The organism is Bradyrhizobium sp. WD16 (assembly GCF_024181725.1).
Taxonomy (GTDB): domain Bacteria; phylum Pseudomonadota; class Alphaproteobacteria; order Rhizobiales; family Xanthobacteraceae; genus Bradyrhizobium_A.
In genome coordinates, this window is record NZ_CP028908.1 from 3036423 (window position 1) to 3060382 (window position 23960).

Genomic DNA, 23960 nt, shown 5'->3' on the forward strand with positions numbered 1-23960 from the left:
CAAGGTCCGCCCGCCGCGGGCATGAGGGCCCGCGCGGGAGGCAGGACTTGCAATGATTCCGAACGCTCAGCGCAGCTTCAATTTCGACCTCGGCGAGACCGCCGACGCCATTCGTGAAACGGTACGGGATTTCTCCGCCCACGAGATCGCGCCCCGTGCGGCCGACATCGATCGCAGCAACCAGTTTCCGCGCGACCTCTGGCCGAAGATGGGCGCGCTCGGGCTGCACGGCATCACGGTCGAGGAGGAATATGGCGGTTCGGGCCTCGGCTATCTCGAACACTGCATCGCCGTGGAGGAGATCTCGCGCGCATCGGCCTCGGTCGGCCTGTCCTACGGCGCCCATTCCAATCTCTGCGTCAACCAGATCCGTCGCAACGGCACCGATGCCCAGAAGCGCAGGTATCTGCCCAAGCTGATTTCGGGCGAGCATGTCGGCGCGCTGGCGATGTCGGAGCCGGGGGCCGGTTCCGACGTGGTGTCGATGACGACGCGCGCCGACAGGAAGGGCGACCGCTACGTCATCAACGGCGGCAAGATGTGGATCACCAACGGGCCGGTCGCAGAGACCCTGGTGGTCTATGCCAAGACCGATCCCGCCGCCGGTCCGCGCGGCATCACCGCCTTCCTGATCGAGAAGGGCATGAAGGGGTTCTCCACCGCGCAGAAGCTCGACAAGCTCGGCATGCGCGGCTCCGATACAGGCGAACTGGTGTTCGCGGATTGCGAGGTGCCGGAAGAGAACGTGCTCGGTGATGTCGGCCGCGGCGTCAACGTGCTGATGTCGGGGCTCGACTATGAGCGCGCGGTGCTGGCTGCCGGGCCGCTCGGCATCATGCAGGCCTGCATCGACGTGGTGATCCCCTATGTCCACGAGCGCAAGCAGTTCGGGCAGCCGATCGGCTCGTTCCAGCTGGTGCAAGGCAAGCTCGCCGACATGTACGTGACCATGAATGCCGCGCGCGCCTATGTCTACGCGGTGGCCAAGGCCTGCGACCGCGGCGAGACCACGCGCGAGGACGCGGCCGGCGCCATCCTCTATGCCGCCGAGAACGCCACGCGCTGCGCGCTCGATGCCATCCAGCTGCTCGGTGGCAACGGCTATATCAACGACTATCCGACCGGCCGTCTGCTGCGCGACGCCAAGCTCTATGAGATCGGCGCCGGGACCAGCGAGATCCGGCGCATGCTGATCGGCCGGGAGCTGTTCGACAAGTCGGCGTGATCCCGGCTCGCTCGCTGTCGCGGCTGGATCGGTCGCTGTTTGCGCAAGGCTGTCTGAGCAAGGCAGTCTGAGCAAGGCTGTCTGAGCAAGGCAGTCTGCGCAAGGTCGGCTGCGATAGCCGGGCATGACGACCGGAAAAGCGGGCCGGTTTTCAGCCGGGCGCCGCTGTTCTACTGCCCCGGCCGGCCGCCGCGCTCGACGAAGGCGCGGACGTCGGTGAGCACGGCCGGCAGCACCGCGCGAACCTCGTCGAGCGTCATCCCGGCGCGGATGCGGGGATCGTAGAGAATGTTGAGCAGGTACTGGTCGTAGAGATCGAAGAAGCCCATCTGCACGCTGTCGTTGAACATCGTCCATGGCACGGCGCTGGTGTCGTTGATCGGGCCGAGCGACTGCAGCATCTCCTCATAGGCGCAGTCGAAGAACACGAAGTCACCGCTGTCGACGGTGAGAACGACATCGGATGCGATGATGGCGAAGGCGTCGTCCTTGCGGAAGCCCGACAGGCATTGCGGATCGAGCGAGCGGCGGATGTCGCGGGCCTTGTCGCTGCCGTAGAGCGAGGCCAGGGTGCGGTAGAAGTCGCGGTCTCGGACCAGCGTGACGACCACGTTGGCGTCGTCGCGGCGCTCGACCGCGGCGATGTCGAGATGCTTCACCCGGGCGCCGATGTCGGCGAGGACGCCGGCAAACTGGCTGCGGCGGTCGGCGCGGCCGGCGGCCTCGATGAAGACCCGCACCGGCTTGTCGTACTTGCGGATGCGGTCGACCCGGCCGGCCAGGTGATACTCGGCGCCGAACGCGACGCGGAGGAAGCCGTCGACGATCTCGGCATCGCTGAAGCCGGTCCGCTCGCTGTGCTGCCGCTGGGCGATCGCCGGCACATCCGTCGGCTGCAAGCGTGGCGATGCTCCGGCCACGACAGCGCCGGGCGCGGCGCCGAGCAGGGCGACGGCGAGACCGACGAGGATCCGGGCGGGGAGGGGGCGCATGGCGCAAGGTTGCCGGATGACTGCCGCCGGCGCAAGGTGCGGGACGATGGCGCCGCACCGTCATGCAAAAAGGCCGGCGTCGCCGCCGGCCGTTCTCGTTTCCGTGAGGTGCCCCGCGGCGCGAGGCTGTCAGCGCAGGACCCTGTTAGCGCAGGACGACGACCTTGGCGCCCACCGAGACGCGGTTGTACAGGTCGATCACGTCGTCGTTGACCATGCGGAAGCAGCCGGAGGAGACGGCCTGGCCGATGGTCTCAGGCTCGTTGGAGCCGTGGATGCGGTACAGCGTCGAGCCGAGATAGATGGCGCGGGCGCCCAGCGGATTGTCCTCGCCGCCGCGCATGTGGCGGGGCAGGTCGGGCCGCCGTCGCAGCATCTGGGATGGCGGGGTCCAGTCCGGCCATTCCTTCTTGGCGCTGACGTGGTGGACGCCGCCCCAGCGGAAGCCGTCGCGGCCGACGCCGATGCCGTAGCGGATCGCCTGGCCGTTGCCGGTGACGAAATAGAGGCGTCGTTCCGCGGTGTTCACCACGATGGTGCCCGGCGCGTAGTTGCTTGCGAACATCACGGTGGTGCGCGGGATCGGCCCGGTGCCTGACGAGCCGCCGAAGAAGAAGGGGAAGCGCCGGTTCAGCGGCGCGCCGCCCGAGGCCCAGTCCTCATAGTAGCTCTGGGCGGAAGCCGCGGTGAGCGTGGTGAAGAGGGCGGCAACGGCGAAGCAGACGGTAGCCAGGCGTTTCATCGAGGTCCTCGCGAGCGTGCGGACCGGCGCCGAGCCCAATCATGGACGGGCACCCTCCCATGACGAGAAAGGGCCACAATTGCGCCGCGTCCGCAAGATCACCGCCGATCTGCGCTGTCCAGTTGTGCGCCGCCGTTGCCAAAAAGCATCGCTTCCACCAAAGCCCGCAACAGCCATGTGGACCGCGCACAGGGCTGCGCGCCAGCAGACTTTGACGGCGGCGGCGAAGGATGGTTGTTCTTGGCACTTGGGGTCAATCAAGGGACGGGACGAATGAACGGAGCGGAAAGTCTGGTTCGGACGCTGGTGGCTGGCGGCGTGGATGTCTGCTTTGCCAATCCCGGCACTTCCGAGATGCACTTCGTGGCCGCTCTGGACCGTGTCGAGGGCATGCGTTGCGTGCTCGGGCTGTTCGAGGGCGTGGTCACCGGTGCCGCCGACGGCTATTTCCGCATGGCGGAGCGGCCGGCGGCGACCTTGCTGCACCTTGGCCCGGGCCTCGCCAACGGCCTCGCCAATCTGCACAACGCCAAGAAGGCCAATTCCGGCATCGTCAACATCGTCGGCCAGCACGCCTCCTATCACATCGCCTACAACGCGCCCCTGACCTCCGATATCGAAGGGCTGGCGCGGCCGATGTGCAGCTGGGTGCGGACCTCAGCGGACGCTGCCTCGGTGGCCGCCGACGGCGCCGCCGCGATCGCCGCAGCCAGCGGCCAGCCGCCGCAGATCGCCGCGCTGATCCTGCCCGCCGATACCGCCTGGAACGAGGCCGAGGGCCTTGCCGAGGTGCCGGCGGCGAGGCAACGCGCCGGCGTCTCGGCGGCGGCGGTCGACGACGCGGCGAGAGCCCTGCGCAACGGCGCCGCCTCGCTGCTGCTCCTGACCGGCGCGGCGCTGTCGGAGCCGGGGCTGGCGCTGGCGGGGCGGATCGCCGGCAAGACCGGATGCAAGGTGATGGGCCAAACCTACAATCCGCGCATGGCGCGCGGCCGGGGCCGCTTCGCCATCGAGCGCATTCCCTATGTGATCGAGCAGGCCCTGCCGATCCTCAAGGACTTCCGCGACCTCGTGCTGGTCGAGGCCGCCGACCCGGTCGGCTTCTTCGCCTATCCGGACAAGCCGAGCCGGCTGCGCGCCGAGGATGCAGCGGTGCATCGCCTGACCGCCATCGGGGACAACTCCGTGGCGGCGCTGGAGGCACTCGCCGACGCGCTCGGCGCCCGTGCCAGCGACGCCAAGCCTCAGGCCCGGATGGAGCTCGCCCGGCCGACGGGGGCGCTGACCTATCCCAGTATCGCCATGGCCATCGCCTGCGCGATTCCCGAAAACGCCATCGTCGTCGACGAATCCATTACCACCGGACGCGGATTCTTTCCGCCGACCGCGGCGGCGGCGCCCCACGACTGGCTGCAGAACATGGGCGGCTCGATCGGCTTCAGCCCGCCGGTCTCGACCGGCGCCGCCGTCGCCTGCCCCGATCGCAAGGTGATCTGCATGGTCGGCGACGGCAGCGCCATGTACACGCTGCAATCGCTGTGGACCCAGGCTCGCGAGAACCTCGACGTCACCACGATCATCTTCGCCAACCGCAACTACCAGATCCTGCGCGGCGAATTCGCCGGCGTCGGCGCCGGGGAGCCGGGCCGCCGCGCCGTCGACATGCTCAGTATCGACCGGCCGACGCTCGACTGGGTGTCGCTGGCCAAGGGTATGGGGGTGGCGGGCCGTTCGGTGACGAGTGCCGAGGCCTTCAGCGCCGCGCTGGACGAGGCCAATGCCCAGAACGGGCCGCGCCTGATCGAAGTGGTGATGTAGTTTGTTTTGACGCGTTTCCTTCGCGCGAACCGGTATCCACTTCTCAGATCGGATGCTTCTCTTCCACGGGACGCGGGCCGGCGAGGCCAGGTGAATTGACCCAGCGATCCGCCTCGGCGGCGACGTCGCGGCTGCGAGCCCAGCGGCGCAACCGCTCGCGTTCGAGGGGGTTGCCGCAGGCGTCGGCCTCGCGACGCAGGCGATCGGCCTCGCCATGGAGGTCTTCGGCATGCAAGTCTTCAGCAGAGAACGGGGCACGGCTGCTGTGGGGCATCGATGCGTCTCCCTAAAGGTGAGCAAGGGGAGCGCGTCCGGCGTCCGGTCATGATCGCGGCCGGATCACCGGCTAAACCGCGCGACACCGACTAATGGTCCGTAAGGACCACCAAGCACTATCAAGTTTCGACAGTGTCCGCCTCCTGGCGCCGACTGACAACTGCTAAATTCCCTTTGCAGGGGTGCAATCGGGCGGCATCCGGGGCTCGGAAGTCCCGGCAGCGGTGCCGTCCGACCCGGCACGGTCCGGGGTGGAGCAGGGGTCGGCACCGGGTGCCAGCGGCGCCACATCGCCGTCGAGCATCGCGAATACCACAGTACGGTTGCGGCCGAGCCGCTTCGCCTCGTAGAGGGCGAGGTCGGCCTCGCGCAGCACGTCGATGGGATCGGGCCCGCCGCGCGGGCGGAAGCTGATGCCGACGCTGACGGTCAGGACACGCAGCGGTGCCGCGGGATGGGCGATGGCGAGGCCGCGGACCGCAAGCCGCAGCGCGTCGGCCGCCACTTCGGCGCGTTGCGGTGTGCTGCCCGGCAGGATGACCGCGAACTCCTCGCCGCCGTAGCGGGCGGCAAATGCATTGCCCTCGCGGGTCAGCTTTTCAATCATCACGGCCACGTGTTTGAGACAGTCATCGCCCCTGATATGGCCGAAATGGTCGTTGAACGGCTTGAAATCGTCGACATCGATCATCAGCACGGCGAACGCGGCATCGTCGGCGATTTCCCTCAGCGCGGCATCGAGGGCGCGGCGGTTCGGCAGTCCCGTCAGTCCGTCGGTGGTGGCGAGCGAACCGAGCTGGCGGTTGAGGACGCGGAGTTCATCCTCCATCCTCTGACGTTCGCTGACGTCACGCAGGCAGGCGATGATGCCGCACTGGCCGGCACCGCCGGCGCAACGGAATCTGGCCTCGACGTGGAGATGGGTGAGGTCGGACTTCAGCACGCGATAGGTCGCGCTGATCAGGGCGCCGACGCCGGCCGTGCGCGCGATGGCGGCGGCGGCGATGGCGTGGTCGTCGGCATGAACGAAGGTACCGTGAGGCTGGCCGATCCAGTCGGACACGCGCCAGCCGAGAATCCGCTCGATCGAAGGCGAGACGTAGGACACCGTGCCGTCGGGCTCGCACTGCATCACCACGTCGCCGGCGTTTTCCGTCAACAGCCGGTATTTGGCCTCGCCTTCGGACAGGCGCCGCTCGGTTCGCATGCGGTGGCCGAACTGGAGGGCGAGGGCGATGCCGACCATGATCACGGCCGTCACCGGCCCAAGCGCCACGACAGCGTCCGACTGCAGGCTCTTGCGCCACGCCGCCAGCACCTCGCTCTGGGGCCGGCTGACGGTGGCGATCAGAGGATAGTTCTGGCTCTGCTCCCAGGCGATGAATTTGGCGAGGCCGTCGAGCGGCGAGACGATTTCGCCGTAGCCGCTGTTGCTGCTGGCGCTGGCCATCTGATTGATGATCTGCGACGAGATCTCGGTGCCGGGCGCGGCGTCGCGGCTGTCGGCGATGAGCCTGCCGTCGATCCGTATCAGGCTGATGCGGCCGATCCTGCCGACCTCGAAGGTCTTGTAGAAGCCGGCCAGGACGGAAAGATCGAGGCTTGCCAGTGCGACGCCGGCGAAACGGCCGTCCTCCCCGCCGAGCCGCCGCGAGATGATCACGGTCGGCGGGCCATCGCCGCGGAAGACCAGCGGCGCGCTGATCTGGACCGCGGTGCCTTCGACATCGCGAGGCACCGAGAAGTAAGTCTGTTGCGAATGATCTTCCGAGGGGGGCGCCGGAAATGTGGCGTAGAGCCAATGGCCGGTGGTGTCGAGCACGCCGAAATCCCGCACCTGGGGCAGTCCCTGGCGGCGCAGCCGCAGGAAGCGGAGCATGCGTTCGGCCGCCGGCGCGGGGGCGTAGCGCATCTGGTCGGCGACGGCGTCGAGGGTCAGATCCGCGCTCCGGATGCTCTGAAAGGCATGCGCCGCGACCGAATGAGCGAGATTTCGCAACTCGAGTTCGTTCTGGCGCAGCGCGGCTTTGCGGCCGTCGACCGCCTTGAAGACGAGAACGGCGCCGACGCAGGCGCACAGAATGACGACGAAGGCGGCAACGCCCGTGATCGGCGACAACAGCGCCGCTCTCACCCTTGTCATGATCTCCGCCGTAGCTTGTCACGCTTGGCTCCCCTTAGAGCCCAGATCGTTTCCAGGTCGTTAGTGTACCCCTTTAATTTGCGTCCGATCGGCTCTTTGCTGGGAACAATCCCTTGCCGCGCGCCGCCTGTTTTTCCCGCAATGCGGAACAATGGGGCGCCAGGCCGCTTACCTTCGCGGAAGGCCGCAGGCCGCCATCTCCGATTGTGCTGCTCCGATGGCCTGCCAGGAGGGCGCCGTGACGCGAATTGCCGATCCAGCCGATCCCGATCCCGAATCCGGTTCCGGCCGGCGGGTGCTCGGGGCCGTGCTCGTCGCCGCGGCGCTGGCGACCGGCGCGGCGCTGGCACAGGGCGGCAAAGCCGACCCTGGCAGATCCGAGCGCGGCAAGGCCGGCGCGAGGGCGCCGGCCGGGCTCTCGCACCAGGCACGCGAGTGGCGCGCCGCCAAACTGCCGGGCCTCAATGTCTACAACGATCGCAACGAGAAGATCGGCGATATCAGCGATCTGATTGGCGACCGTTCCGGCAAGGTGGTGAGCGTGGTTATCGGCGTCGGCGGTTTTCTCGGCGTCGGCGAACACTATGTCGCGGTGCCCCTCGACAAGTTGAAATGGTTCGACGCCCCCGGGCGCGAGGCCGTAGCCGGCGACACCGGCACCGGCGCGCCAGCGACCAATGTCGACAGCAACGCCAAGACGGCCGCCGATGGCGGTGCCCGGACCACCGGTGCGGCGCGCGGCTCGTCGCGTCACGTCAACTAGTGTCCTGTCTCCGAATTACCGCTCCATTTGCCTCACGCTCGCACGGTCATTCGGAGACATAAAGGACACTAGCAAAATCAAAGCGCTCGTGTGGCTTATGTCTCGCAATTGCCTACGAGAGGGTTGCCGCGAAGGCGGTAGGCAATTGCGAGACCCACACTAGGTTAGAATTGTTCCACTTTAGAAGGAGTCTCTTTGCATCCCGCCGGGCCACTATTTTATGCAACATAGGTCACGAACGAGATGTTCAGAGGATCCTGATGACCCGTTTGCCGAATATCATGACGAAGGCGCCCCTCGCCGCCACGCTCGCGCTCGCGGCGGCCTTTGTCACGCCGGCTGCAGCCCAGCAACTGGCGGAATTCCAGCTCACCCATGCCGACGGCGGGTTTCAGCCGGCCGAGCTCGCCGTTCCCGCCAACAAGGCGATCACCTTGCGGGTGAAGAATGCCGGCGCCAAGGCCATCGAGTTCGAGAGCAAGACGCTGCACGTCGAGAAGGTGATCGCCGCCGGCACCGAGGCGGTGGTGAATGTCAAGGCGCTGAAGCCTGGACGCTACGAGTATTTCGACGAGTTCAACGAAAAGGCACGCGGCGCCCTCGTCGCCAAGTAACGGGTTCGTCATGCTGGCGGCGCTGATCATCGTCTTCCGCGAAGTCTTCGAGGCCGGGCTCATCGTCGGCATCGTGCTGGCGGTGACGCGCAGCGTTCCGCATCGTCACCTCTGGATCGGCGGCGGCGTCCTCGGCGGCGTCGCCGGCGCCTGTCTGGTGGCTGCCTTCGCCGGCGCGCTGTCGCAGCTGTTCGCCGGCATGGGCCAGGAGCTCTTCAACGCCGGCATCCTCGCCATCGCCGTGGTCATGCTGACCTGGCACAATGTCTGGATGGCGAGCCACGGCAAGCAGCTGGCCGGCGAATTCGCGGCGATCGGACAGGCAGTCGCTTCCGGCAAGAAAACCCTGCTCGCGCTGGCGGTGGTGGTCGGTGTCGCCGTGATGCGCGAAGGCAGCGAGGTTGCGCTGTTCCTCTACGGCATCGTCGCCTCCGACGGCGGATCGTCGGCGGGGCTGGCGCTCGGCGGTGTGCTCGGCCTGCTGCTCGGCGCCGGCGTCTGCCTGATGACCTATCTCGGCCTGGTGCGGATCCGGCCGCGCCTGCTGTTCGCCACCACCACCGTGCTGATCACGCTGCTGGCGGCGGGCATGGCGGCGCAGGCGACGGCGTTTCTCGAACGCGCCGACTGGGTCACCGCGCTGTCCGCGACGGCATGGGATTCCGGCTGGCTGCTTGCCGAAGACGGCGTGCTCGGCAAGGCGCTGCACACCCTCGTCGGCTACACCGAGCAGCCGAGCATCATGCAGGTCGTGGTCTATGCCGCGACGATCGCGATCACCATCGCCTTGATGATGCTGACCGGCCGACACACTCCGCGGCCTGCAGCTGCCGCGGGACGACCGCTCGCCTCCTGACGCGCACCGGCGTGGATTGCACCGTCAGACGCAGTCTGGCCCGACGAAGAACTTGAAAGACCGAAAGATCGCCGGTGAGCCGAAAGCTCGCTCGCGCGCGCCATGCGTGGCGCAGCGGAACGCCGTGAAATGTGGACTGTGACAAGTGTTGTAGTTGCATAAATTCGCATGAGCATTAGCTTTGACCCCGCGAAACGGGCGGCGACCTGCGGGACTCGGCGGCTTGGGTGCGTTGCCTGAGCGTCCCGCGCATCGTGGACGGGAAAAGCAGAAAGGTCATTGCGCCGCCTTCCGCTTTTTGGTGCTCGGGGGCCGCGCATCTTCCTGGCTCGGCTCATCTGGCACCAAACTATCGAGCGTCACTTTCAACGCATCCGCCAGCTTGCGCAGCGTTTGAACGTCGCCGCTTTTGCGCCCGACCTCGATCTCGGACAGATAACCTTGGGTGATGCCCGCGCGTTTGGCTAGTTCATCCTGGCTCAAGCCGCGCTTTTTTCGGAAGAATGCGAGCGGCGTTTTCGCCGCAAGGAACGCATCAACCTCGGCGCTTGAGAAAGTTTCTTCCTCGCCGCTCGCGACGCGGACGATTGAGCGGCGCAGGGTCTCTACGTCGGCGGCGTCTTCATTGGCTGCGGCAACGAGTTGATCGTACTCCTTGCGGGACAAGATCACGATGTCATCGCCTTTCGGGCTTTTGGTCATCACGGGCATGTCGGTTTGTCCTTAGTCGTAAATCCCGCCGCGCGGGCCGCTATCGTGAATGGTGATGGTGTCGGCAGTCTCAGTAAACAGGATGCGAAAGCCTTGAACGCGCAACCGCTTCTGTCGGAGGCCTAGCCTGCCGAGGCAGCGCCGGCGATATGCTTGTCAGGCAATCGCGAGGCGATAGACACAAGCTTTTCCGTCATGAATAGCTCCTCCCAATAGCCAAAAGCCTTGATGAACCAACGGCAGGCATCTTCCCGATGGTCGCCGTCGGCGATCGTAAGGCGCAAAATGAAGTCGCCGGGCTTCACATGCCCGGCCGCTTGGATGACAGGAAGCCATTCCGCCAAAGCCGTTACCTCGGGATCTACCTTGTTCTTACGCATGTGCTTTGAGCCGTTTGCAATCTCTCCACACACGTAGAGAAATCGGCAGTCCTTTGCGACGGCTTCTTGAAAATCCTCCAAACCGTCTCGAAGGGCGTTTTTGCTGCCTTCGGTAAAATTGAGCCGATAACGCCGAGCCAGTACCGCGTATCTCGGGGCTCGATTGCCAAAGCCAGTCGGTGATGTGCCATGCAGTAACCGCAGCATTCCAAACGATGAAGAGCGGTTCTGGAAACTCGGTGCGCTTTGTCCAGACCGAAAGTGAGCTTGAGAGATGGTCGATCTCCCACAACAGCTTTGACAGCATATGCTGCGGCTTGTTGAGGGCGAAGACGTTTTGGATGTCGCTCGGTCTTGGTGCTTCCATTTTTACTGCCATCCACGTGGTAATAAGGTGCGCTCGTGCCCGCGCGCTCCATCAGGCCACGGCCTTCTTTTTCGGCTTGGCTCGGGCCGGTTCTGCTACGAGCCGGATTCCCATGGCCCCGATGATCCGCAGGATGGTTGCGAATTCCGGGTTGCCATTCTCGCCGAGCGTCTTGTAAAGCCCCTCTCTGGTCACGCCAGCAGCCTTGGCAACCTCGCTCATACCCTGCGCTCGGGCGACGAGATTGAGGGCGTCGCGGACTTCGGCGGGATCACCATCGGCAAGAACGAGGTTGAGATACTCCGCACGTGCTTCCGGTGTGCGAAGGTGCTCGGCGGCGTCGAACTTCTTGAGTTTACTGACTTTCATCCTCAGTCCTCCAATGTCTCTGCGATTTCCTGGGCCTTCCGGATGTCCTTACTCTGGGTGCGCTTGTCGCCGCCGCAGAGTAGAATGACGACGGCCTTGCCGCGCCGAGTGTAATAAAGCCGGTATCCCGGGCCGTGGTCGATACGAAGCTCGCTAACCGCACCTCCGACCGACTTCGCATCGCCGAAGTTGCCAGCGGCAACCCGGCTGATCCGGCGAACGATCTGCAAGCGTGCGCGCTGATCGCTCAGGCCGGCAAGCCAGTTTGTGAAGTCGGGTGTCTCGCGAACGTCGATGATGGCGCGATTGTAATCTATAGATTACAATCGCGCCAGCGAAAACGTATCCGATGGATTACATTCTCAGGCGCCATGCCGTTGCGCGCCTGTTCGGTTTGCGATTTGCGCCGCCTTTCGTTTGCACCTTACCCGCTGGCGCCGGGCCGATCGAAGGCATGTTGTTGATCGAGGGCGCGGCGTGCGCGACGTTGACGTGCGCATAGCGCAGCACCATCGAAAGGCTGGACCATCCGCCGAGGTGCATGAGCATGTTGAGATCGCGGTTTTCCTGATAGTGCCACGTCGCCCAGGTGTGGCGGCAATCGTGCGGGTGAAAGTCGGTGATCTTGGCGCGGGTGACGGCGGCCCGTCGCGCGGGGCGTCGGGATCGAGCGGGCGCATAGGGCTCGCAAGGCGGCGCTCCACCGTGATCGCCAAGAGCGAGGCCGCCTCGTCCTCAAGCGGGCTGTCCTAATTCCCGAACGCACACCGAGAACTGACGGGCCGACCGTGGGTGCGATTGGGCGGATTTTGGGCGCACTTGTTCGTTATTTGGCGCTCAAAACTGTCACGAAGCGTACGATGGTGGCGTCGAAGGCCTTGTCTGCCAATAAGGCGTCGGCCTGACCGGCCGCAACGGGCGGCGCCCGGCTCATGTCGTTGCCGAGCCGGCGGCGTCCTGAAACCTCTGTCGAGGCCGAAGGGTCGGCCGTGCAGGGGAGAGTGGATCGCCGCTCTCGTCGCGTGACGGTCATTTCGCGCGCTATTTCTTTTGTTGCGGTTGGTAGTCGCAAATACAGGTCCCGGGTCTCGGGCAGGTTATTTTGCCCGTGCACGGTGCGTCCTTGGCCATGTTGACGCAGTCTTCCTTGTCTTTTGCGTTCTCGCACTTGCATTGACGATCGGTACCGCTGCACTGCCATCTCGCAGAAGGCTTCTGCGATGGTCCTGCTGCAAATGACGCCGTTGACGCGGCCAGCAATACGGCAACAGCGCACGCGAAGAGGCTGGATCGGGACATGGCTGATCTCCCTGGTAATCGAACTGTTTCATTATCGCCTGCCCAAGGGCGACGAGATTGATCGGAATCAAGGGCACGAATACTCGGCTTCTCATACGACGCAACGGTTCGCTTCCGCGGCCGCCGCGAGCGCCTGACCGGGACGCCATGGTGATCGTCCTCGCAGCGCGGGATCACTTGCAGGGAGTGGCCGCCGCTGTGCAGCGAACCATGCTCTTGGTCACGATGCCGCAGTTCAGTTTCTTGGATGCCGCAGCTTCCCACGACGCGTAATCGGAACCCGCTTGTGTTCGCGCGGCAGCGTTCCAGACGGCGATTGCCGATTTGCGCGCCACATCCTCATCGGTCCACATGCTCGAGGAACCGCTGGCGGTGACCACCATGCGCAGGCAGTGCTGTGCTACCGCCGGTTGCATGGCCGCGAGGACAAGAGCCACATTGTCCATCGTTTTGCTGGCAATTGACATGGCAACAACCTCTCCGACATCCGATACGTCTAACGATGCGTCCGGCGCGACGGTTGACGCAGATCAAGCGAGGGTCGCCGACCGCTCAACCATGCGCCCCGGAGAGATTCCGGCAATGGGCATTCTCGGCGGCGCATGCATTGCATTTTTCCGTTTGAATGATCTGGCTTGCAGCGGAGCCCGCAGTTTCGCCCGCTCAGACCGGCCAGCAAATCCTGAAAGACGTGCTCAAGCCGTCTGAATAGAACAAGGGGGAGGACGAAGTCGTCCGCGAACGAAACAAGAAGAAATTCGAGCAGCGATTCCAGAAAGATCGCCTCAAGCAGGTTTAGGAAAGGGCCAGGCGGGATGCCATGAATGAAGCCATCGGCAAGAAGTGGAAAGAGATCGAGAACACGCCTTACGGCGTGAAGAAGAAGGAGGATCTCATGAAGCAGTTCGTCAAGGGCTATGACCGGGAGCACAAGGACTCAGCCGGACAGGGGTAATCGACCGTGAAGAGCGAAGGAAAAGCGGCCCTTCGATGCTTGGGTATCCGTTGCATTGCGATCATTGTCGCGCTCACCCTGGCTCCGCGCGTCAGCCGCGCGCAGGTCACGCATCCGGGAATGATCGATGCCAGCTGCAGCTCCGGCTGCGATCTCGTCCATCGCAGTTGCGTGCGGCAGGAAGGCAAGATCAAGGGCGGGTTGCGTCAGTGTGATCTCGATCGCAAGGCGTGCAAGGAGCGCTGCCCCGATGCGCGGCCGGAGAGGCCTTCCAAACCCGACCTCCGTTAGTGGTGGTGGATCCGACGCTCGTATCGACATCGCAGCGAGTCCTTCGGACGAGCGCCAGAATTGCCTGCACCAGAGCCCGCGAGGCCTCCCGTGGTCAAGGCACACGGGTATGGCGTCCGTTGTCAGGACGCCACGGTCCCTCCGCCGTTGCAGCCGCAGGTTTTTCTGGCTTGTGAGCGCACCTTCCCGTAGCTATACCGCTCAGATCCAACGCTCGCGCCGTATCAGCGACGCCGTCCGTTGCGTTGCTGCTTTCATTCGAGCCCCGCGATGCTTCGCCTTGCAGCCCTATTGCTTGCCATCAGCGTTGCGCATTCGGCGCAGGCGCAGTCCGTTCAGCCGCCTGCGTCTGCCAGGCCGGCAGTCAAGCGGCCGGCGCCGAAAGCGGCGTCCGCGTCGCGGCCAGCTACGCCGGCAGCGAGTGGACCTTGCGTCGGCGTCATTCCCCTCGTCGGTGATCGCTTGGAGGTGAAGAAGATCGGGCTGACGGTGTTCGGCAATGAATACAAGGCCATTCCGGTCGATTGGGGTCTCGATGATCTCATTGTCGAGCGGGTGCGGGCGGCGGTCGGCCCGGGCAAGGTCGTGCGTCGGATCAGCCATCCCAAGGGGGCATTCGATTCCTATCGTCCGGGCGGCGTGCTGTTCAACAAGGACGAGCAATCCGCAGCCCTGCTCGCTCAGCATGTCGGCCAGCCGCGCTGTGAACGCTACGTCGTCGTCACACGGTCCGGCGCACAATATGTCGGCAATCAGGCGATCAATGGCATTGGGGTCGTCAACGTGGGTAGCCCCATGCTGGGCAAGACGTATGTGCACGCTCTCGTTTACATCAACGTCCACGACGGCCAAAGCTTGGCGGTACTGAAGAGGGGACGAGCGTCGATCAATGGCAACGACTTCCTGTTGGGACCACCGACGCGCAGACTGGAAGATTTCTCCTGGCCGGATTCGCCGGAGGCTGTCATGACCCCAACGGTGCGTGCTGCCGCCCAGTCAATGCTTGCCGAAGTGCTGGACAAGACCTTGCCGGGAATGATGGCTCCCTGACGTCTGGCCGTCACGACCGCGTAGCCCTCGCATGGTGCAGAACTAGTGTGGCGTCTCGCAATTGCCTACCGCCTTCGCGGCAAGCCTCTCGTAGGCAATTGCGAGACATAAGCCACACTAGCACTTTGATTTTGCTAGTGTCCCTATGTCTCCGAATGACCGTGCGAGCGTGAGGCAAACGAAGCGGTAATTCGGAGACGGGACACTAGCTAATTTGTCAGGCGCGCGCTGATAGGAGCAGTATCTGAATCGAAAAGTCCGCGAGACCGGAATGGTGGGCGCACAAGGGATCGAACCTTGGACCTCTCCCGTGTGAAGGGAACGCTCTCCCGCTGAGCTATGCGCCCGGACCGGTCAAGAGGCGGCAACGCAGCCTCGGGGCGGCCTGAAAGGGACGGCCACGATCCGTGCCGCGATTTACGGAACGGGGGCAGGGGTGTCAAGCGCGGCTGGCGAAAATCACCGGAACCGTCGCTCTGCCGGGGGTGTCGCAGGCCTCAGCCGTTCTGGCGGGGCTGCGCCGCCTGGGACTGCAGCGCCCGGATGCGGTCGGCGAGGGTGCCGCCCGGGGGCAGGGCGATGCCGGGTGCGCTGCCGTTGGCGGCGGTCTCCCGCGCCGTCGGCGCGGCAGCCAGGATGGCCTCGATCGGCGAGTTCGGGCCTTCGATGGTCGAGGCGAGCCTGGCGACTTCGGCGGCGATATCGTTGATGCGCTCCCGCAGCAGCGCATTCTCCATGCGCTCATGGGCCCATTTGCTCTCGCTCCGGCCCTGTGCGGCGTTCAGATCGTGCTGCGCCCTGGTCGCCTCATCGCGAGCGGCGCGCAGCTGTTCCTCGAGCGCGGCCTTCTCGGCGCGCAGTTTCTCCACTGCCGCGTCGGCGGTGCCGGCGGCGAGCTGCTGGCGCAAGTCGGCCTCGGTGCGCCGGGCCGCCTCGATGTCCTGGCGCAGCAGGCCGGCTTCGTATGCGCGCTCGGCGAGCTGCTTTCCCAGGTTGGCGAGCCGGGTTTCCAGGTCGCTGATCCGGCCCGCGAACTGCCCGGCATCCTTGGCCTGGTCACCGGCCTGCGCCTCGATCTTGCGATCGAGCTCCTCGGTCCGCTGGCGCAGGCTGTCAGCCAGGCTGCGGGCTTCGGTGAGTTCGCGCGCGGCGGTATCGGCGTTGCCGCGCTGATCGGCGAGCTTGTGCTGCGCGCTGGCGTAATCGCGCTCGGCCTCTTCGACCCGGGCGCGCAGGGTGGTGATTTCGGCGTTGAGCAGCGCGAGCTGGGCGTCACGGGTCTCGGCCGCGGTGGCACGGTCACTCAAGACATGGCCGGGCTTGTCGGTCTCGCCCTGCCGGTCATCGAGCGCCTGCCCGGCCTCAGCCGGCGTCGCCGCCCTGGCCGCGAGTTCCTCCTCGAAGGCGGCAAGCTGCTTCTTCAGGGCCTGTTCGCGGGCCTCAAGGGCGAAGATCGCCGCGCCTTTGTCGCCGAGTTCGATCTTCAGCCGGTTGATGGCGTCGGATTTCTTGCCGATCTCGGCGAGCTGGGCGGTGGTCTTGTGCTTCAGCTGATCGACGGTGATTTCGAGGCGCCGGGCCGCCATGGCGAATTCGGCGCGGAGCTGGTCCTTGTCGGCCTGGATCTCGGCCATGGAGATCGGGGTCGTCGCCTCGAGCCGCTTGGTTGTCAGGCGCACGGCGCGATTGTGCACCAGCGGCATGACCATCAGGCCGCACAACATCGCGAGCAGGAAACCGATCGCCAGATACATGATCTGTTCGATCATGAATGAACTCCCCGAAGGCCGTGAGGGCCGGCAGCCGCGGCCGGCAAAGCTATCGGCAGGGCATTATCCGCCGTGCCGCCCTTCACCATGCCATGGCGCTCGGGGGCAAATCCAGCGCCAGGGTCGCAATTCCAACCTGTCCACCGCACCAGGGCGGGAGGATGGCAACTGCCCTGCGATCCCCGGCCCCGTCACGCGGCCGGGGCGCTTATTGTGCTCGGGGTTAGAACGGATTCCAGGTCGGCTGGGGGGTGAATTTCAGGTAGCCGACATTGGCCCCGAGGCGGAGGCCGACGCCCGAGCGGATCGGGACGATGACGATGTTGTTGGCGGTCAGTGCGGTCATGCCGAAGCCGCCGACCAGATAGGCCGAGCCGTCGATTCCCGCGAAGCGCTGATAGATGGCACGGGTCGCCGGCAGGTTATAGATCAGCATCATGGTCCGGGCGCCGTCGCCGCCCCAGTCGAAGCCGAGTGAGGGGCCCTGCCAGTAGACCCGCAGGTCGCCGGCGTTCTTGGTGTAGAGGGTGCCCTCGCCATAGCGCAGGCCGGCAACGAAGGCGCCGCTGCCTTCCTCGCCGAGGACGTAGCCATTGGGCAGGCCCCATTGGCTGACCGCCTTCTCGATCACCGAGGCGAGCCCCCGGGAGACGTTGCCGAAGAAGCGATGCCCGGCCGTGGTGAGCTCATCCACGGCATAGGTACCGCGCTGCTGGGCAGCGGCTGGCGCGGCCCAGCAAAGGATCGCCGCAACGGTGACCGCTGCGAGACGCGAAGCGAAGGTCATCAAGGCCTCTCGAGATTGAATACGACTGGGTTGGATGAAGGCGTGTGTCCGCAGTTTAACCGGATGCTGACGATATCGGACCTAGTGCGGTGGATCAGACGCTCGTTTCAGCAGTGCAGCGAGTTCTTCATACGAGCGTCAGATCCAAAACCGCACTAGGGTGTGGATATCAGGTTCCGACTCAAATGGCGTTATCCGCAGCAACTGTGACGGCACGGCGGCAGGAAATGAAAGTCCGATGGCTGGAAATCGCCCGGATTGCGGCAGTCCTGCTGATGGCGGCGATCCCCGGCGGCGCGGTGCTGGCCCAGACCACCGAGCGGCTGGTGGTCGATCGTTTCACCGGGCTCGCCATCGGCGGCGTCGATCCGGTCGCCTATTTCACCGACCACGCCATGCTGCCCGGGCTGGCGGATTTCGAACTGGCGGCGCAGGGCGCGGTCTGGCGCTTCCGCAATGCCGACAACCGCACTTTCTTCAAGAAGGCGCCCGAGGTCTACGGCCCTCAATTCGGCGGCTATGACCCGATCGATGTGGCGCGGGGCATCGCGGTCGCGGGCAATCCGCGGCTCTGGTTGATCCATGGCCAGCGGCTCTATCTGTTTTCCCGCGAGGACAGCCGCGATGCCTTCTCTGCCGCTCCGGATGTGGTGTCGCATCGGGCAGCCGCGGCCTGGCCGGCGCTGCGCGACACCCTCGCCCGATGATCCCGGCGGCAGGTTAGAAACGAGCCGCCGGCCCGGCGGCCTTGGGATCGCCCCAGGCGATGAAGGCCGGCACGATGTGGTCGGCGGCGGCCCCGAACACCAGCGGCTGGCCGTCGGCGCCGGTGACCATGCCGCCAGCGGCTTCGACCACGGCGTGGCCGGCGGCAACGTCCCATTCGGAGGTCGGCGCCAGGCGGGGGTAAATGTCGGCCTCGCCCTCGGCGACCTTGGCGAATTTGACGGCCGATCCCATGGTCCGCCGCTCCGCCCCGGGCCGGCCGGCGATGAAGGCCTCGGTCCGGGCGTCGCCATGGGAGCGGCTGACGGCGGCGACCCAGCCGGTTGCCGGCAAGGCGCGGGTGCGGATCGGCGTCGCCTGCGCAACGCCGCCGCTCGCGTCCAGGGTCAGCCGCTCGGCGCCGCAGCCGACGATGCCGCGCCAGATCACCCCCAGGGCCGGGGCGCCGACGATGCCGAGCAGGGGGCGGCCGGCGCGGATCAGGGCCAGATTGACCGTGTATTCGTCCCTCCCGGCGACGAATTCCTTGGTGCCGTCGAGCGGATCGACCAGGACATGACACGCGGTGCCGGTGGCGCCAGCGGTGCAACGTTCCTCGGACACCACCGTGACCCCGGGGGCGAGGCGCGCCAACCCGTCCAGCAGCACCCGGTCGGCGGCGAGATCGGCGGCGGTCACCGGCGAGCCGTCGCTCTTGCCGGTCACCTCGAGCGCATCACGGGCGATGGCGAGGATTGCGAGCCCGGCCTCGGCCACGAGCTCCGTGAATGCCGGCAGCAGCCGTAAGGCTTCGTCGCACTCGATGATTCGTCCTGTCACGGCTGATCGGCCTCCCTAGTGTCCCGTCTCCGAATGACCGCTTCGTTTGCCTCACCCTAGCACGGTCATTCGGAGACATCGGGACACTAGCAAAATCAAAAAGCTAGTGTGGCTTATGTCTCGCAATTGCCTACAGGGGCTTGCCGCGAAGGGCATAGGCAATTGCGAGACGCCACACTAGTGCGGTGGATCTGACGCTCGTATCAGTATTGCAGCGAACTCTTCATACGAGCGTCAGATCCAAAACCGCACTAGAATCATCGTGATGCTAGTGTCCCTTTGGTTCTAACGTTCGTAGAAGTGCGCGCTGCGAGGGAATACGAACGTTAGAACCGGGACACTGGCTGAAACTGTGTAGTATAGCGCCCGGCGCCGCTCTACCCCATTTGGCGCCTTTTGCGCAGGCCGGGGCGGTGGCCGCCGGCGGGGGTCTTCGTGTATCAAGCCGTCCAGCGACCTGATTCGGTCACCGCCTGCCGCCGCGGCGCAAGCTTGCGGGCAACGAAATCCGAGGAACGACATCCATGTCCGGCACCCCCGCCAGCGGTCCTGCTCCCGACGCCCTCGAACTTGCCGCGCTGCTGTGTTCGCGGGTGTGTCACGACCTCATCAGCCCCGTGGGTGCGATCGTCAACGGCCTCGAAGTGCTGGATGACAATCCCAAGGAAGACGACCGCGAGTTCGCTCTCGACTTGATCCGCAAGAGCGCGCGCACCGCCTCGGCGAGGCTGCAGTTCTGCCGGCTCGCCTTCGGCGCGGCCGGCTCGGCCGGCGCGCAGATCGACCTCGGCGATGCCCAGAACATGGCCCGCGGCCACATGGAAGACGACAAGACCAAGCTGACCTGGAATCTGCCGCGGCTGCTGCTGCCGAAGAATCGGGTGAAGCTCCTGCTCAACATGCTGGTGATCGCCCAGCACACCATTCCGCGCGGCGGCATGATCACCGTCGAGCCTGTGGGCGAGGGCGAGACCATGAGCTTTGTGCTCCGGTCCACCGGATTGAACGCGCGTGTCCCGCAGAACATCGCCGACATTCTCGCCGCCGAGACGCCGGGGACCGTCGACGCCCACGCGGTGCAGCCCTATTACACCCGCCTTCTGGCGCAGGCCTGCGGGCTCAAGGTGACGCTGGCGCTCGAGGGCGACGGCGTGACCGTAACGGCAGCCTGACACCTTTCGCGCCGGCAGCTCGTTAATGAAGGGTTGAAACCGGTTTGCGCGCCTGCGCGCACACCGGTTCGCCGGTCGTTTGTTGCCGGTGTTTCCCTTTCACTCAACCAAAATTAAACGCTTTGCCGCCAAGCTGCGCCAAGTTGGGAGGCGCGCCAGTCGTCGTGCGCCCCGTGTGAGGCGTATTTCATGGACGATCTTCTTCGTGAATTTCTGACGGAGACCAACGAGAGTCTCGATGTCGTCGACAATCAGCTGGTGAAATTCGAGCAGGAGCCGAACAACGCCAAGATCCTCGACAACATTTTCCGCCTCGTTCACACCATCAAGGGCACCTGCGGCTTCCTCGGCCTGCCGCGCCTGGAAGCGCTGGCCCACGCCGCCGAGACCCTGATGGGCAAGTTTCGCGACGGCCTGCCGGTAACCGGCGAGGCTGTGACGCTGATCCTCACCACCATCGACCGCATCAAGGATATTCTCGCCCAGCTCGAAGCCACCGAGGCCGAGCCCGACGGCGACGACCACGATCTGATCGACGAACTGCATCGCATGGCTGAAAGCGGCGCCGCCGCTGCCGCGGCCGAAGTCGCCGAGATGGCGTCGCCGCCGACCGCGCCGGAAGCCGCCACCAGCGGCGCGATGCCCTACCAGATCCTGGAGCGGCCGCTGCGTCCCGGCGAGGTCTCGCTCGATGAACTCGAGCGGGCGTTCCGCGAGACCGCGGTCGAGGCGCCGGTCCCGGCGCCGGCCGCCACACCCGCCGCGCCGGCGGCTGAAGCGGCGAAGGCGAAAGAGGCCGCCAAGGATGGCGTCAAGCCGGCCAAGCCCGCCGTCAAGCGCGGTGCCGGCGAGGAGGTCGCCGCCGAAGGCGACAAGGTTTCCAACCAGTCGATCCGCGTCAACGTCGACACCCTCGAGCACCTGATGACCATGGTCTCCGAGCTGGTGCTGACCCGCAACCAGCTGCTCGAGATCAGCCGGCGCAACGAAGACAGCGAATTCAAGGTGCCGCTGCAGCGGCTCTCCAGCGTCACCGCCGAACTGCAGGAAGGCGTCATGAAGACGCGGATGCAGCCGATCGGCAACGCCTGGCAGAAGCTGCCGCGCATCGTCCGCGACCTCTCGGGCGAACTCGGCAAGCATATCGAGCTCGAGATGCACGGCGCCGATACCGAACTCGATCGCCAGGTGCTCGACCTGATCAAGGATCCGCTCACCCACATGGTGCGCAACTCCGCCGACCATGGCCTCGAGACGACCGCCGAGCGCATCAAGGCCGGCAAGCCCGAGCAGGGCACCATTCGCCTGTCCGCCTATCACGAGGGCGGCCACATCATCATCTGCATCGCCGACAACGGCCGCGGCCTCAACACCGAGAAGATCAAGGCCAAGGCGCTCGCCAACGGCATCGTCTCCGAGGCCGATCTCGAGAAGATGTCCGAGGCGCAGATCCACAAATACATCTTCGCGCCTGGCTTCTCGACCGCCGCCCAGGTCACCAGCGTGTCCGGCCGCGGCGTCGGCATGGACGTGGTGCGCACCAATATCGATCAGATCGGCGGCACCATCGACATCAAGTCGGTGTGGGGCGAGGGCACCAGCATCACCATCAAGATCCCGCTGACGCTCGCCATCGTCTCGGCATTGATCGTCGAGGCGGCCGGCGACCGTTTCGCGATCCCGCAGCTCGCGGTGGTCGAACTGGTGCGTGCCCGCGCCAATTCGGAACATCGCATCGAGCGCATCAAGAATACGCCGGTGCTGCGTCTGCGCAACAAGCTGTTGCCGCTGATCCACCTCAAGCGCCTGCTCAAGCTCGACAACAGCGAGGCGGTCGACGAGGAGAACGGCTTCATCGTCGTCACCCAGGTCGGCGGCCAGACTTTCGGTATCGTCGTCGACGGTGTGTTCCACACCGAGGAAATCGTGGTCAAGCCGATGTCGACCATGCTGCGTCACATCGGCATGTTCTCCGGCAACACCATTCTCGGTGACGGCGCGGTGATCATGATCGTCGATCCCAATGGCATCGCCCAGGCATTCGGCACCGCGATCGACGCCCATCACCAGATCGCCGAGGAGCACGCGGCGTCGCGGGCCTCGGCCGCCGAACCGCTGACATCGATGCTGGTGTTCCGCGCCGGCACCGAGCAGCACAAGGCGGTTCCGCTCGCGCTGGTCACCCGTCTCGAGGAACTGCCGACCGACAAGATCGAGCTGTCCAACGGCCGCTACATGGTCCAGTACCGCGATCAGCTGATGCCGCTGGTGCAGATCGAGGGAGTCGAGATCCGCACCTCCGGGGTGCAGCCGATCCTGGTGTTCGCCGACGACGGGCGCGCGATGGGTCTCGTGGTCGACGAGATCATCGACATCGTCGAGGAGCGTCTCGTCATCGAGGTGGCGAGCGGCCGCGACGGCGTGCTCGGTTCGGCGGTGATCAAGGGGCAGGCGACCGAGGTGATCGACGTCGGCTATTACCTGCCGATGGCCTTCGCCGACTGGTTCACCCGCAAGGAGATGAGGGCTTCGACTTCGGCGCAGGCAGTGCTGCTGGTCGACGACTCCGCCTTCTTCCGCAACATGCTGGCGCCGGTGCTCAAGGCCGCCGGCTACAGGGTCTCGCTGGCGACCAACGGCCAGGAAGGGCTCGGCGTGCTGCGCGCCGGCCAGAGGTTCGATGCCATCCTGACCGACATCGAGATGCCGGACATGAACGGGTTCGAATTCGCCGAGGCGATCCGGGCCGACCGCAAGCTCAGCACCACGCCGATCATCGGGCTGTCTTCGCTGATTTCGCCGGCGGCGATCGAGCGCGGCCGCCAGGCCGGTTTCCACGACTACGTCGCCAAGTTCGACCGGCCCGGCCTGATCGCCGCGCTGAAGGAACAGACTTCGGCGGCGGAACTGCATCAGGCGGCGTGAGAGTATGTCGATGACGACCAAGAGCGACGAAGTCCAGAGCGGCCTCACCGAATACGTGACCACAATGATCGGCGGCCAGCTGTTCGGCTTGCCGATCTCGCGCGTCCAGGATGTCTTCATGCCCGAGCGATTGACCCGTGTGCCGCTGGCCTCGGCCGACGTCGCCGGCGTGCTCAACCTGCGCGGCCGCATCGTCACGGCGATCGACATGCGCTCGCGTCTCGGTCTGCCGAAGAAGGAAGACGGCCGGCCGGCCATGGCTGTGGGTGTCGAATTCCGCGGCGAATCCTACGGTCTGCTCATCGACACGATCGGCGAGGTGCTCAAGCTGGCCAACGATACCCGCGAGGTCAACCCGGTCAATCTCGACCCCCGGATGGCCAAGCTGGCGGGCGGCGTCCACCGGCTGGATGGCCAGCTCATGGTGGTGCTCGACGTCGACCGCGTGCTGGAGATTTCCGCCGAGAAGCTGGCAGCCTAATAAACGCCCCGAAGGGGCTCAAAGGACCGAGGTCGCTATGAAAACGTGTCTGGTGGTCGATGACTCCAGCGTCATTCGCAAGGTGGCGCGGCGTATTCTCGAAGGTCTGGATTTCCAGATCACCGAGGCGGAGGACGGCGAAAAGGCGCTCGACATCTGCAAGCGCGGTCTGCCCGATGCCGTTCTGCTCGACTGGAACATGCCGATCATGGACGGCTACGAGTTCCTGCGGAATCTGCGGATAATGCCGGGCGGCGACCGTCCCAAAGTGGTGTTCTGCACCACCGAGAACGACGTCGCGCATATCGCCCGCGCCCTCCATGCTGGCGCCAACGAATACATCATGAAGCCGTTCGACAAGGATATCGTCACGGCCAAGTTTCATGAAGTCGGGCTGATCTGAACAGCCGGGCTGCGGCGTTCTGTTTTT

The 23960-nt window shown here is 65.4% G+C and carries 28 protein-coding genes and 1 tRNA gene; 14 read left to right on the plus strand and 15 right to left on the minus strand.

The annotated features are described in order from the left end of the window. Positions 1 to 52: 52 nt before the first annotated feature. Positions 53 to 1225 (plus strand): isovaleryl-CoA dehydrogenase, encoded by a 1173-nt coding sequence (locus DB459_RS14060; protein ID WP_253705813.1) that lies wholly within the window; start codon positions 53 to 55, stop codon positions 1223 to 1225. Positions 1226 to 1395: 170 nt separating this feature from the next. Here the strand turns inward: DB459_RS14060 and DB459_RS14065 are convergent, their stop codons facing one another. Then, on the minus strand, positions 1396 to 2217 hold the full coding sequence (locus DB459_RS14065; protein ID WP_253705815.1) for a DUF2927 domain-containing protein: 822 nt from the start codon (positions 2215 to 2217) through the stop codon (positions 1396 to 1398). Between the two features lie 145 nt (positions 2218 to 2362). Beyond that, complete coding sequence (locus tag DB459_RS14070; RefSeq protein ID WP_253705817.1) at positions 2363 to 2959, minus strand: L,D-transpeptidase; 597 nt, start codon at positions 2957 to 2959, stop codon at positions 2363 to 2365. 273 nt (positions 2960 to 3232) lie between these two features. On the opposite strand from DB459_RS14070, the gene DB459_RS14075 reads away from it, so the two are divergent. Further along, positions 3233 to 4777, plus strand: a complete 1545-nt coding sequence (locus tag DB459_RS14075; RefSeq protein ID WP_253705819.1) for an acetolactate synthase large subunit — start codon at positions 3233 to 3235, stop codon at positions 4775 to 4777. A gap of 43 nt (positions 4778 to 4820) precedes the next feature. On the opposite strand, the gene DB459_RS14080 is transcribed toward DB459_RS14075, so the two are convergent. Then, a complete protein-coding gene (locus tag DB459_RS14080; protein WP_253705821.1) occupies positions 4821 to 5051 on the minus strand; it encodes a hypothetical protein in 231 nt (76 codons plus the stop codon). Between the two features lie 165 nt (positions 5052 to 5216). Further along, positions 5217 to 7196 (minus strand): diguanylate cyclase, encoded by a 1980-nt coding sequence (locus DB459_RS14085; protein ID WP_253705823.1) that lies wholly within the window; start codon positions 7194 to 7196, stop codon positions 5217 to 5219. A gap of 238 nt (positions 7197 to 7434) precedes the next feature. Between DB459_RS14085 and DB459_RS14090 the strand changes: the two genes are divergently transcribed. The 3 genes from DB459_RS14090 to DB459_RS14100 all read left to right on the plus strand — a co-directional run bounded on the left by DB459_RS14090 (position 7435) and on the right by DB459_RS14100 (position 9429). Further along, the gene (locus tag DB459_RS14090; RefSeq protein ID WP_253705825.1) at positions 7435 to 7959 is read left to right on the plus strand and encodes a PRC-barrel domain-containing protein; all 525 of its coding nucleotides are present in this window, start codon (positions 7435 to 7437) and stop codon (positions 7957 to 7959) included. Positions 7960 to 8219: 260 nt separating this feature from the next. Continuing rightward, entirely contained in the window at positions 8220 to 8573 is a 354-nt protein-coding gene (locus tag DB459_RS14095; RefSeq protein ID WP_253705827.1) for a cupredoxin domain-containing protein, read from the plus strand. Positions 8574 to 8583: 10 nt separating this feature from the next. Continuing rightward, the gene (locus tag DB459_RS14100; RefSeq protein WP_253705829.1) at positions 8584 to 9429 is read left to right on the plus strand and encodes an FTR1 family protein; all 846 of its coding nucleotides are present in this window, start codon (positions 8584 to 8586) and stop codon (positions 9427 to 9429) included. Positions 9430 to 9705: 276 nt separating this feature from the next. Here the strand turns inward: DB459_RS14100 and DB459_RS14105 are convergent, their stop codons facing one another. The 6 genes from DB459_RS14105 to DB459_RS14130 all read right to left on the minus strand — a co-directional run bounded on the left by DB459_RS14105 (position 9706) and on the right by DB459_RS14130 (position 12370). After that, complete coding sequence (locus DB459_RS14105; RefSeq protein ID WP_253705831.1) at positions 9706 to 10140, minus strand: helix-turn-helix domain-containing protein; 435 nt, start codon at positions 10138 to 10140, stop codon at positions 9706 to 9708. A 122-nt stretch (positions 10141 to 10262) separates the two neighbouring features. Then, positions 10263 to 10727, minus strand: a complete 465-nt coding sequence (locus DB459_RS14110) for a hypothetical protein (protein ID WP_253705835.1) — start codon at positions 10725 to 10727, stop codon at positions 10263 to 10265. A 211-nt stretch (positions 10728 to 10938) separates the two neighbouring features. Continuing rightward, positions 10939 to 11256, minus strand: coding sequence for an addiction module antidote protein (locus DB459_RS14115; protein ID WP_253705837.1), 318 nt, complete (start codon positions 11254 to 11256; stop codon positions 10939 to 10941). A 2-nt stretch (positions 11257 to 11258) separates the two neighbouring features. Continuing rightward, entirely contained in the window at positions 11259 to 11573 is a 315-nt protein-coding gene (locus tag DB459_RS14120; RefSeq protein WP_371926984.1) for a type II toxin-antitoxin system RelE/ParE family toxin, read from the minus strand. Positions 11574 to 11610: 37 nt separating this feature from the next. Next, positions 11611 to 11880 carry a tyrosine-type recombinase/integrase gene (locus DB459_RS14125; protein ID WP_253713566.1) on the minus strand — a complete coding sequence of 90 codons (270 nt, stop codon included), beginning with the start codon at positions 11878 to 11880 and terminating at the stop codon, positions 11611 to 11613. 202 nt (positions 11881 to 12082) lie between these two features. After that, positions 12083 to 12370 carry a hypothetical protein gene (locus DB459_RS14130; RefSeq protein ID WP_253705839.1) on the minus strand — a complete coding sequence of 96 codons (288 nt, stop codon included), beginning with the start codon at positions 12368 to 12370 and terminating at the stop codon, positions 12083 to 12085. Between the two features lie 106 nt (positions 12371 to 12476). On the opposite strand from DB459_RS14130, the gene DB459_RS14135 reads away from it, so the two are divergent. Next, positions 12477 to 12692 (plus strand): hypothetical protein, encoded by a 216-nt coding sequence (locus DB459_RS14135; protein ID WP_253705841.1) that lies wholly within the window; start codon positions 12477 to 12479, stop codon positions 12690 to 12692. 36 nt (positions 12693 to 12728) lie between these two features. Here DB459_RS14135 and DB459_RS14140 read toward each other — a convergent pair whose 3' ends face one another. Continuing rightward, positions 12729 to 13022, minus strand: a complete 294-nt coding sequence (locus DB459_RS14140; RefSeq protein ID WP_253705843.1) for a hypothetical protein — start codon at positions 13020 to 13022, stop codon at positions 12729 to 12731. A gap of 353 nt (positions 13023 to 13375) precedes the next feature. Between DB459_RS14140 and DB459_RS27360 the strand changes: the two genes are divergently transcribed. The 3 genes from DB459_RS27360 (at position 13376) to DB459_RS14150 (ending at position 14851) form a co-directional block, all read left to right on the plus strand. Continuing rightward, positions 13376 to 13510 (plus strand): hypothetical protein, encoded by a 135-nt coding sequence (locus tag DB459_RS27360; protein WP_256519169.1) that lies wholly within the window; start codon positions 13376 to 13378, stop codon positions 13508 to 13510. A gap of 6 nt (positions 13511 to 13516) precedes the next feature. Then, on the plus strand, positions 13517 to 13801 hold the full coding sequence (locus DB459_RS14145) for a hypothetical protein (RefSeq protein WP_253705845.1): 285 nt from the start codon (positions 13517 to 13519) through the stop codon (positions 13799 to 13801). 462 nt (positions 13802 to 14263) lie between these two features. Further along, positions 14264 to 14851 carry a hypothetical protein gene (locus tag DB459_RS14150; protein ID WP_253705847.1) on the plus strand — a complete coding sequence of 196 codons (588 nt, stop codon included), beginning with the start codon at positions 14264 to 14266 and terminating at the stop codon, positions 14849 to 14851. Between the two features lie 272 nt (positions 14852 to 15123). On the opposite strand, the gene DB459_RS14155 is transcribed toward DB459_RS14150, so the two are convergent. The 3 genes from DB459_RS14155 to DB459_RS14165 form a co-directional block, all read right to left on the minus strand. Beyond that, positions 15124 to 15198 (minus strand) — tRNA-Val (locus tag DB459_RS14155). 150 nt (positions 15199 to 15348) lie between these two features. Then, entirely contained in the window at positions 15349 to 16620 is a 1272-nt protein-coding gene (locus DB459_RS14160; protein WP_253705849.1) for a hypothetical protein, read from the minus strand. A 223-nt stretch (positions 16621 to 16843) separates the two neighbouring features. Further along, on the minus strand, positions 16844 to 17407 hold the full coding sequence (locus DB459_RS14165; protein WP_253705851.1) for a DUF1134 domain-containing protein: 564 nt from the start codon (positions 17405 to 17407) through the stop codon (positions 16844 to 16846). A 227-nt stretch (positions 17408 to 17634) separates the two neighbouring features. Between DB459_RS14165 and DB459_RS14170 the strand changes: the two genes are divergently transcribed. Beyond that, entirely contained in the window at positions 17635 to 18114 is a 480-nt protein-coding gene (locus DB459_RS14170) for a YHS domain-containing (seleno)protein (protein WP_253705853.1), read from the plus strand. Between the two features lie 13 nt (positions 18115 to 18127). Here the strand turns inward: DB459_RS14170 and DB459_RS14175 are convergent, their stop codons facing one another. Continuing rightward, positions 18128 to 18952 (minus strand): 3'(2'),5'-bisphosphate nucleotidase CysQ, encoded by an 825-nt coding sequence (locus DB459_RS14175; RefSeq protein ID WP_253705855.1) that lies wholly within the window; start codon positions 18950 to 18952, stop codon positions 18128 to 18130. A 524-nt stretch (positions 18953 to 19476) separates the two neighbouring features. Here DB459_RS14175 and chpT point away from each other — a divergent pair. The 4 genes from chpT to DB459_RS14195 all read left to right on the plus strand — a co-directional run bounded on the left by chpT (position 19477) and on the right by DB459_RS14195 (position 23933). Then, the gene (chpT, locus tag DB459_RS14180; RefSeq protein WP_253705857.1) at positions 19477 to 20124 is read left to right on the plus strand and encodes a histidine phosphotransferase ChpT; all 648 of its coding nucleotides are present in this window, start codon (positions 19477 to 19479) and stop codon (positions 20122 to 20124) included. A gap of 189 nt (positions 20125 to 20313) precedes the next feature. Beyond that, positions 20314 to 23049: a chemotaxis protein CheW gene (locus tag DB459_RS14185; RefSeq protein WP_253705859.1), complete on the plus strand. Its 2736-nt coding sequence runs from the start codon at positions 20314 to 20316 to the stop codon at positions 23047 to 23049. A 10-nt stretch (positions 23050 to 23059) separates the two neighbouring features. After that, the gene (locus tag DB459_RS14190) at positions 23060 to 23530 is read left to right on the plus strand and encodes a chemotaxis protein CheW (protein WP_253705861.1); all 471 of its coding nucleotides are present in this window, start codon (positions 23060 to 23062) and stop codon (positions 23528 to 23530) included. Between the two features lie 37 nt (positions 23531 to 23567). Beyond that, complete coding sequence (locus DB459_RS14195; protein WP_253705862.1) at positions 23568 to 23933, plus strand: PleD family two-component system response regulator; 366 nt, start codon at positions 23568 to 23570, stop codon at positions 23931 to 23933. Positions 23934 to 23960: the final 27 nt, after the last annotated feature.

Coding starts and splice junctions, on each gene's coding strand:
- DB459_RS14070 (WP_253705817.1), bottom strand. CDS start 2,959: ATGAAACGCCTGGCTACCGTCTGCTTCGCCGTTGCCGCCCTCTTCACC.
- DB459_RS14160 (WP_253705849.1), bottom strand. CDS start 16,620: ATGATCGAACAGATCATGTATCTGGCGATCGGTTTCCTGCTCGCGATG.
- DB459_RS14075 (WP_253705819.1), top strand. CDS start 3,233: ATGAACGGAGCGGAAAGTCTGGTTCGGACGCTGGTGGCTGGCGGCGTG.
- DB459_RS14060 (WP_253705813.1), top strand. CDS start 53: ATGATTCCGAACGCTCAGCGCAGCTTCAATTTCGACCTCGGCGAGACC.
- DB459_RS14195 (WP_253705862.1), top strand. CDS start 23,568: ATGAAAACGTGTCTGGTGGTCGATGACTCCAGCGTCATTCGCAAGGTG.
- DB459_RS14170 (WP_253705853.1), top strand. CDS start 17,635: ATGAAAGTCCGATGGCTGGAAATCGCCCGGATTGCGGCAGTCCTGCTG.
- DB459_RS14080 (WP_253705821.1), bottom strand. CDS start 5,051: ATGCCCCACAGCAGCCGTGCCCCGTTCTCTGCTGAAGACTTGCATGCC.
- DB459_RS14135 (WP_253705841.1), top strand. CDS start 12,477: ATGGTCCTGCTGCAAATGACGCCGTTGACGCGGCCAGCAATACGGCAA.
- DB459_RS14085 (WP_253705823.1), bottom strand. CDS start 7,196: ATGACAAGGGTGAGAGCGGCGCTGTTGTCGCCGATCACGGGCGTTGCC.
- DB459_RS14185 (WP_253705859.1), top strand. CDS start 20,314: ATGGACGATCTTCTTCGTGAATTTCTGACGGAGACCAACGAGAGTCTC.
- DB459_RS14105 (WP_253705831.1), bottom strand. CDS start 10,140: ATGCCCGTGATGACCAAAAGCCCGAAAGGCGATGACATCGTGATCTTG.
- DB459_RS14065 (WP_253705815.1), bottom strand. CDS start 2,217: ATGCGCCCCCTCCCCGCCCGGATCCTCGTCGGTCTCGCCGTCGCCCTG.
- DB459_RS14095 (WP_253705827.1), top strand. CDS start 8,220: ATGACCCGTTTGCCGAATATCATGACGAAGGCGCCCCTCGCCGCCACG.
- DB459_RS14100 (WP_253705829.1), top strand. CDS start 8,584: ATGCTGGCGGCGCTGATCATCGTCTTCCGCGAAGTCTTCGAGGCCGGG.
- chpT (WP_253705857.1), top strand. CDS start 19,477: ATGTCCGGCACCCCCGCCAGCGGTCCTGCTCCCGACGCCCTCGAACTT.
- DB459_RS27360 (WP_256519169.1), top strand. CDS start 13,376: ATGAATGAAGCCATCGGCAAGAAGTGGAAAGAGATCGAGAACACGCCT.
- DB459_RS14110 (WP_253705835.1), bottom strand. CDS start 10,727: ATGCTGCGGTTACTGCATGGCACATCACCGACTGGCTTTGGCAATCGA.
- DB459_RS14190 (WP_253705861.1), top strand. CDS start 23,060: ATGACGACCAAGAGCGACGAAGTCCAGAGCGGCCTCACCGAATACGTG.
- DB459_RS14165 (WP_253705851.1), bottom strand. CDS start 17,407: ATGACCTTCGCTTCGCGTCTCGCAGCGGTCACCGTTGCGGCGATCCTT.
- DB459_RS14140 (WP_253705843.1), bottom strand. CDS start 13,022: ATGTCAATTGCCAGCAAAACGATGGACAATGTGGCTCTTGTCCTCGCG.
- DB459_RS14115 (WP_253705837.1), bottom strand. CDS start 11,256: ATGAAAGTCAGTAAACTCAAGAAGTTCGACGCCGCCGAGCACCTTCGC.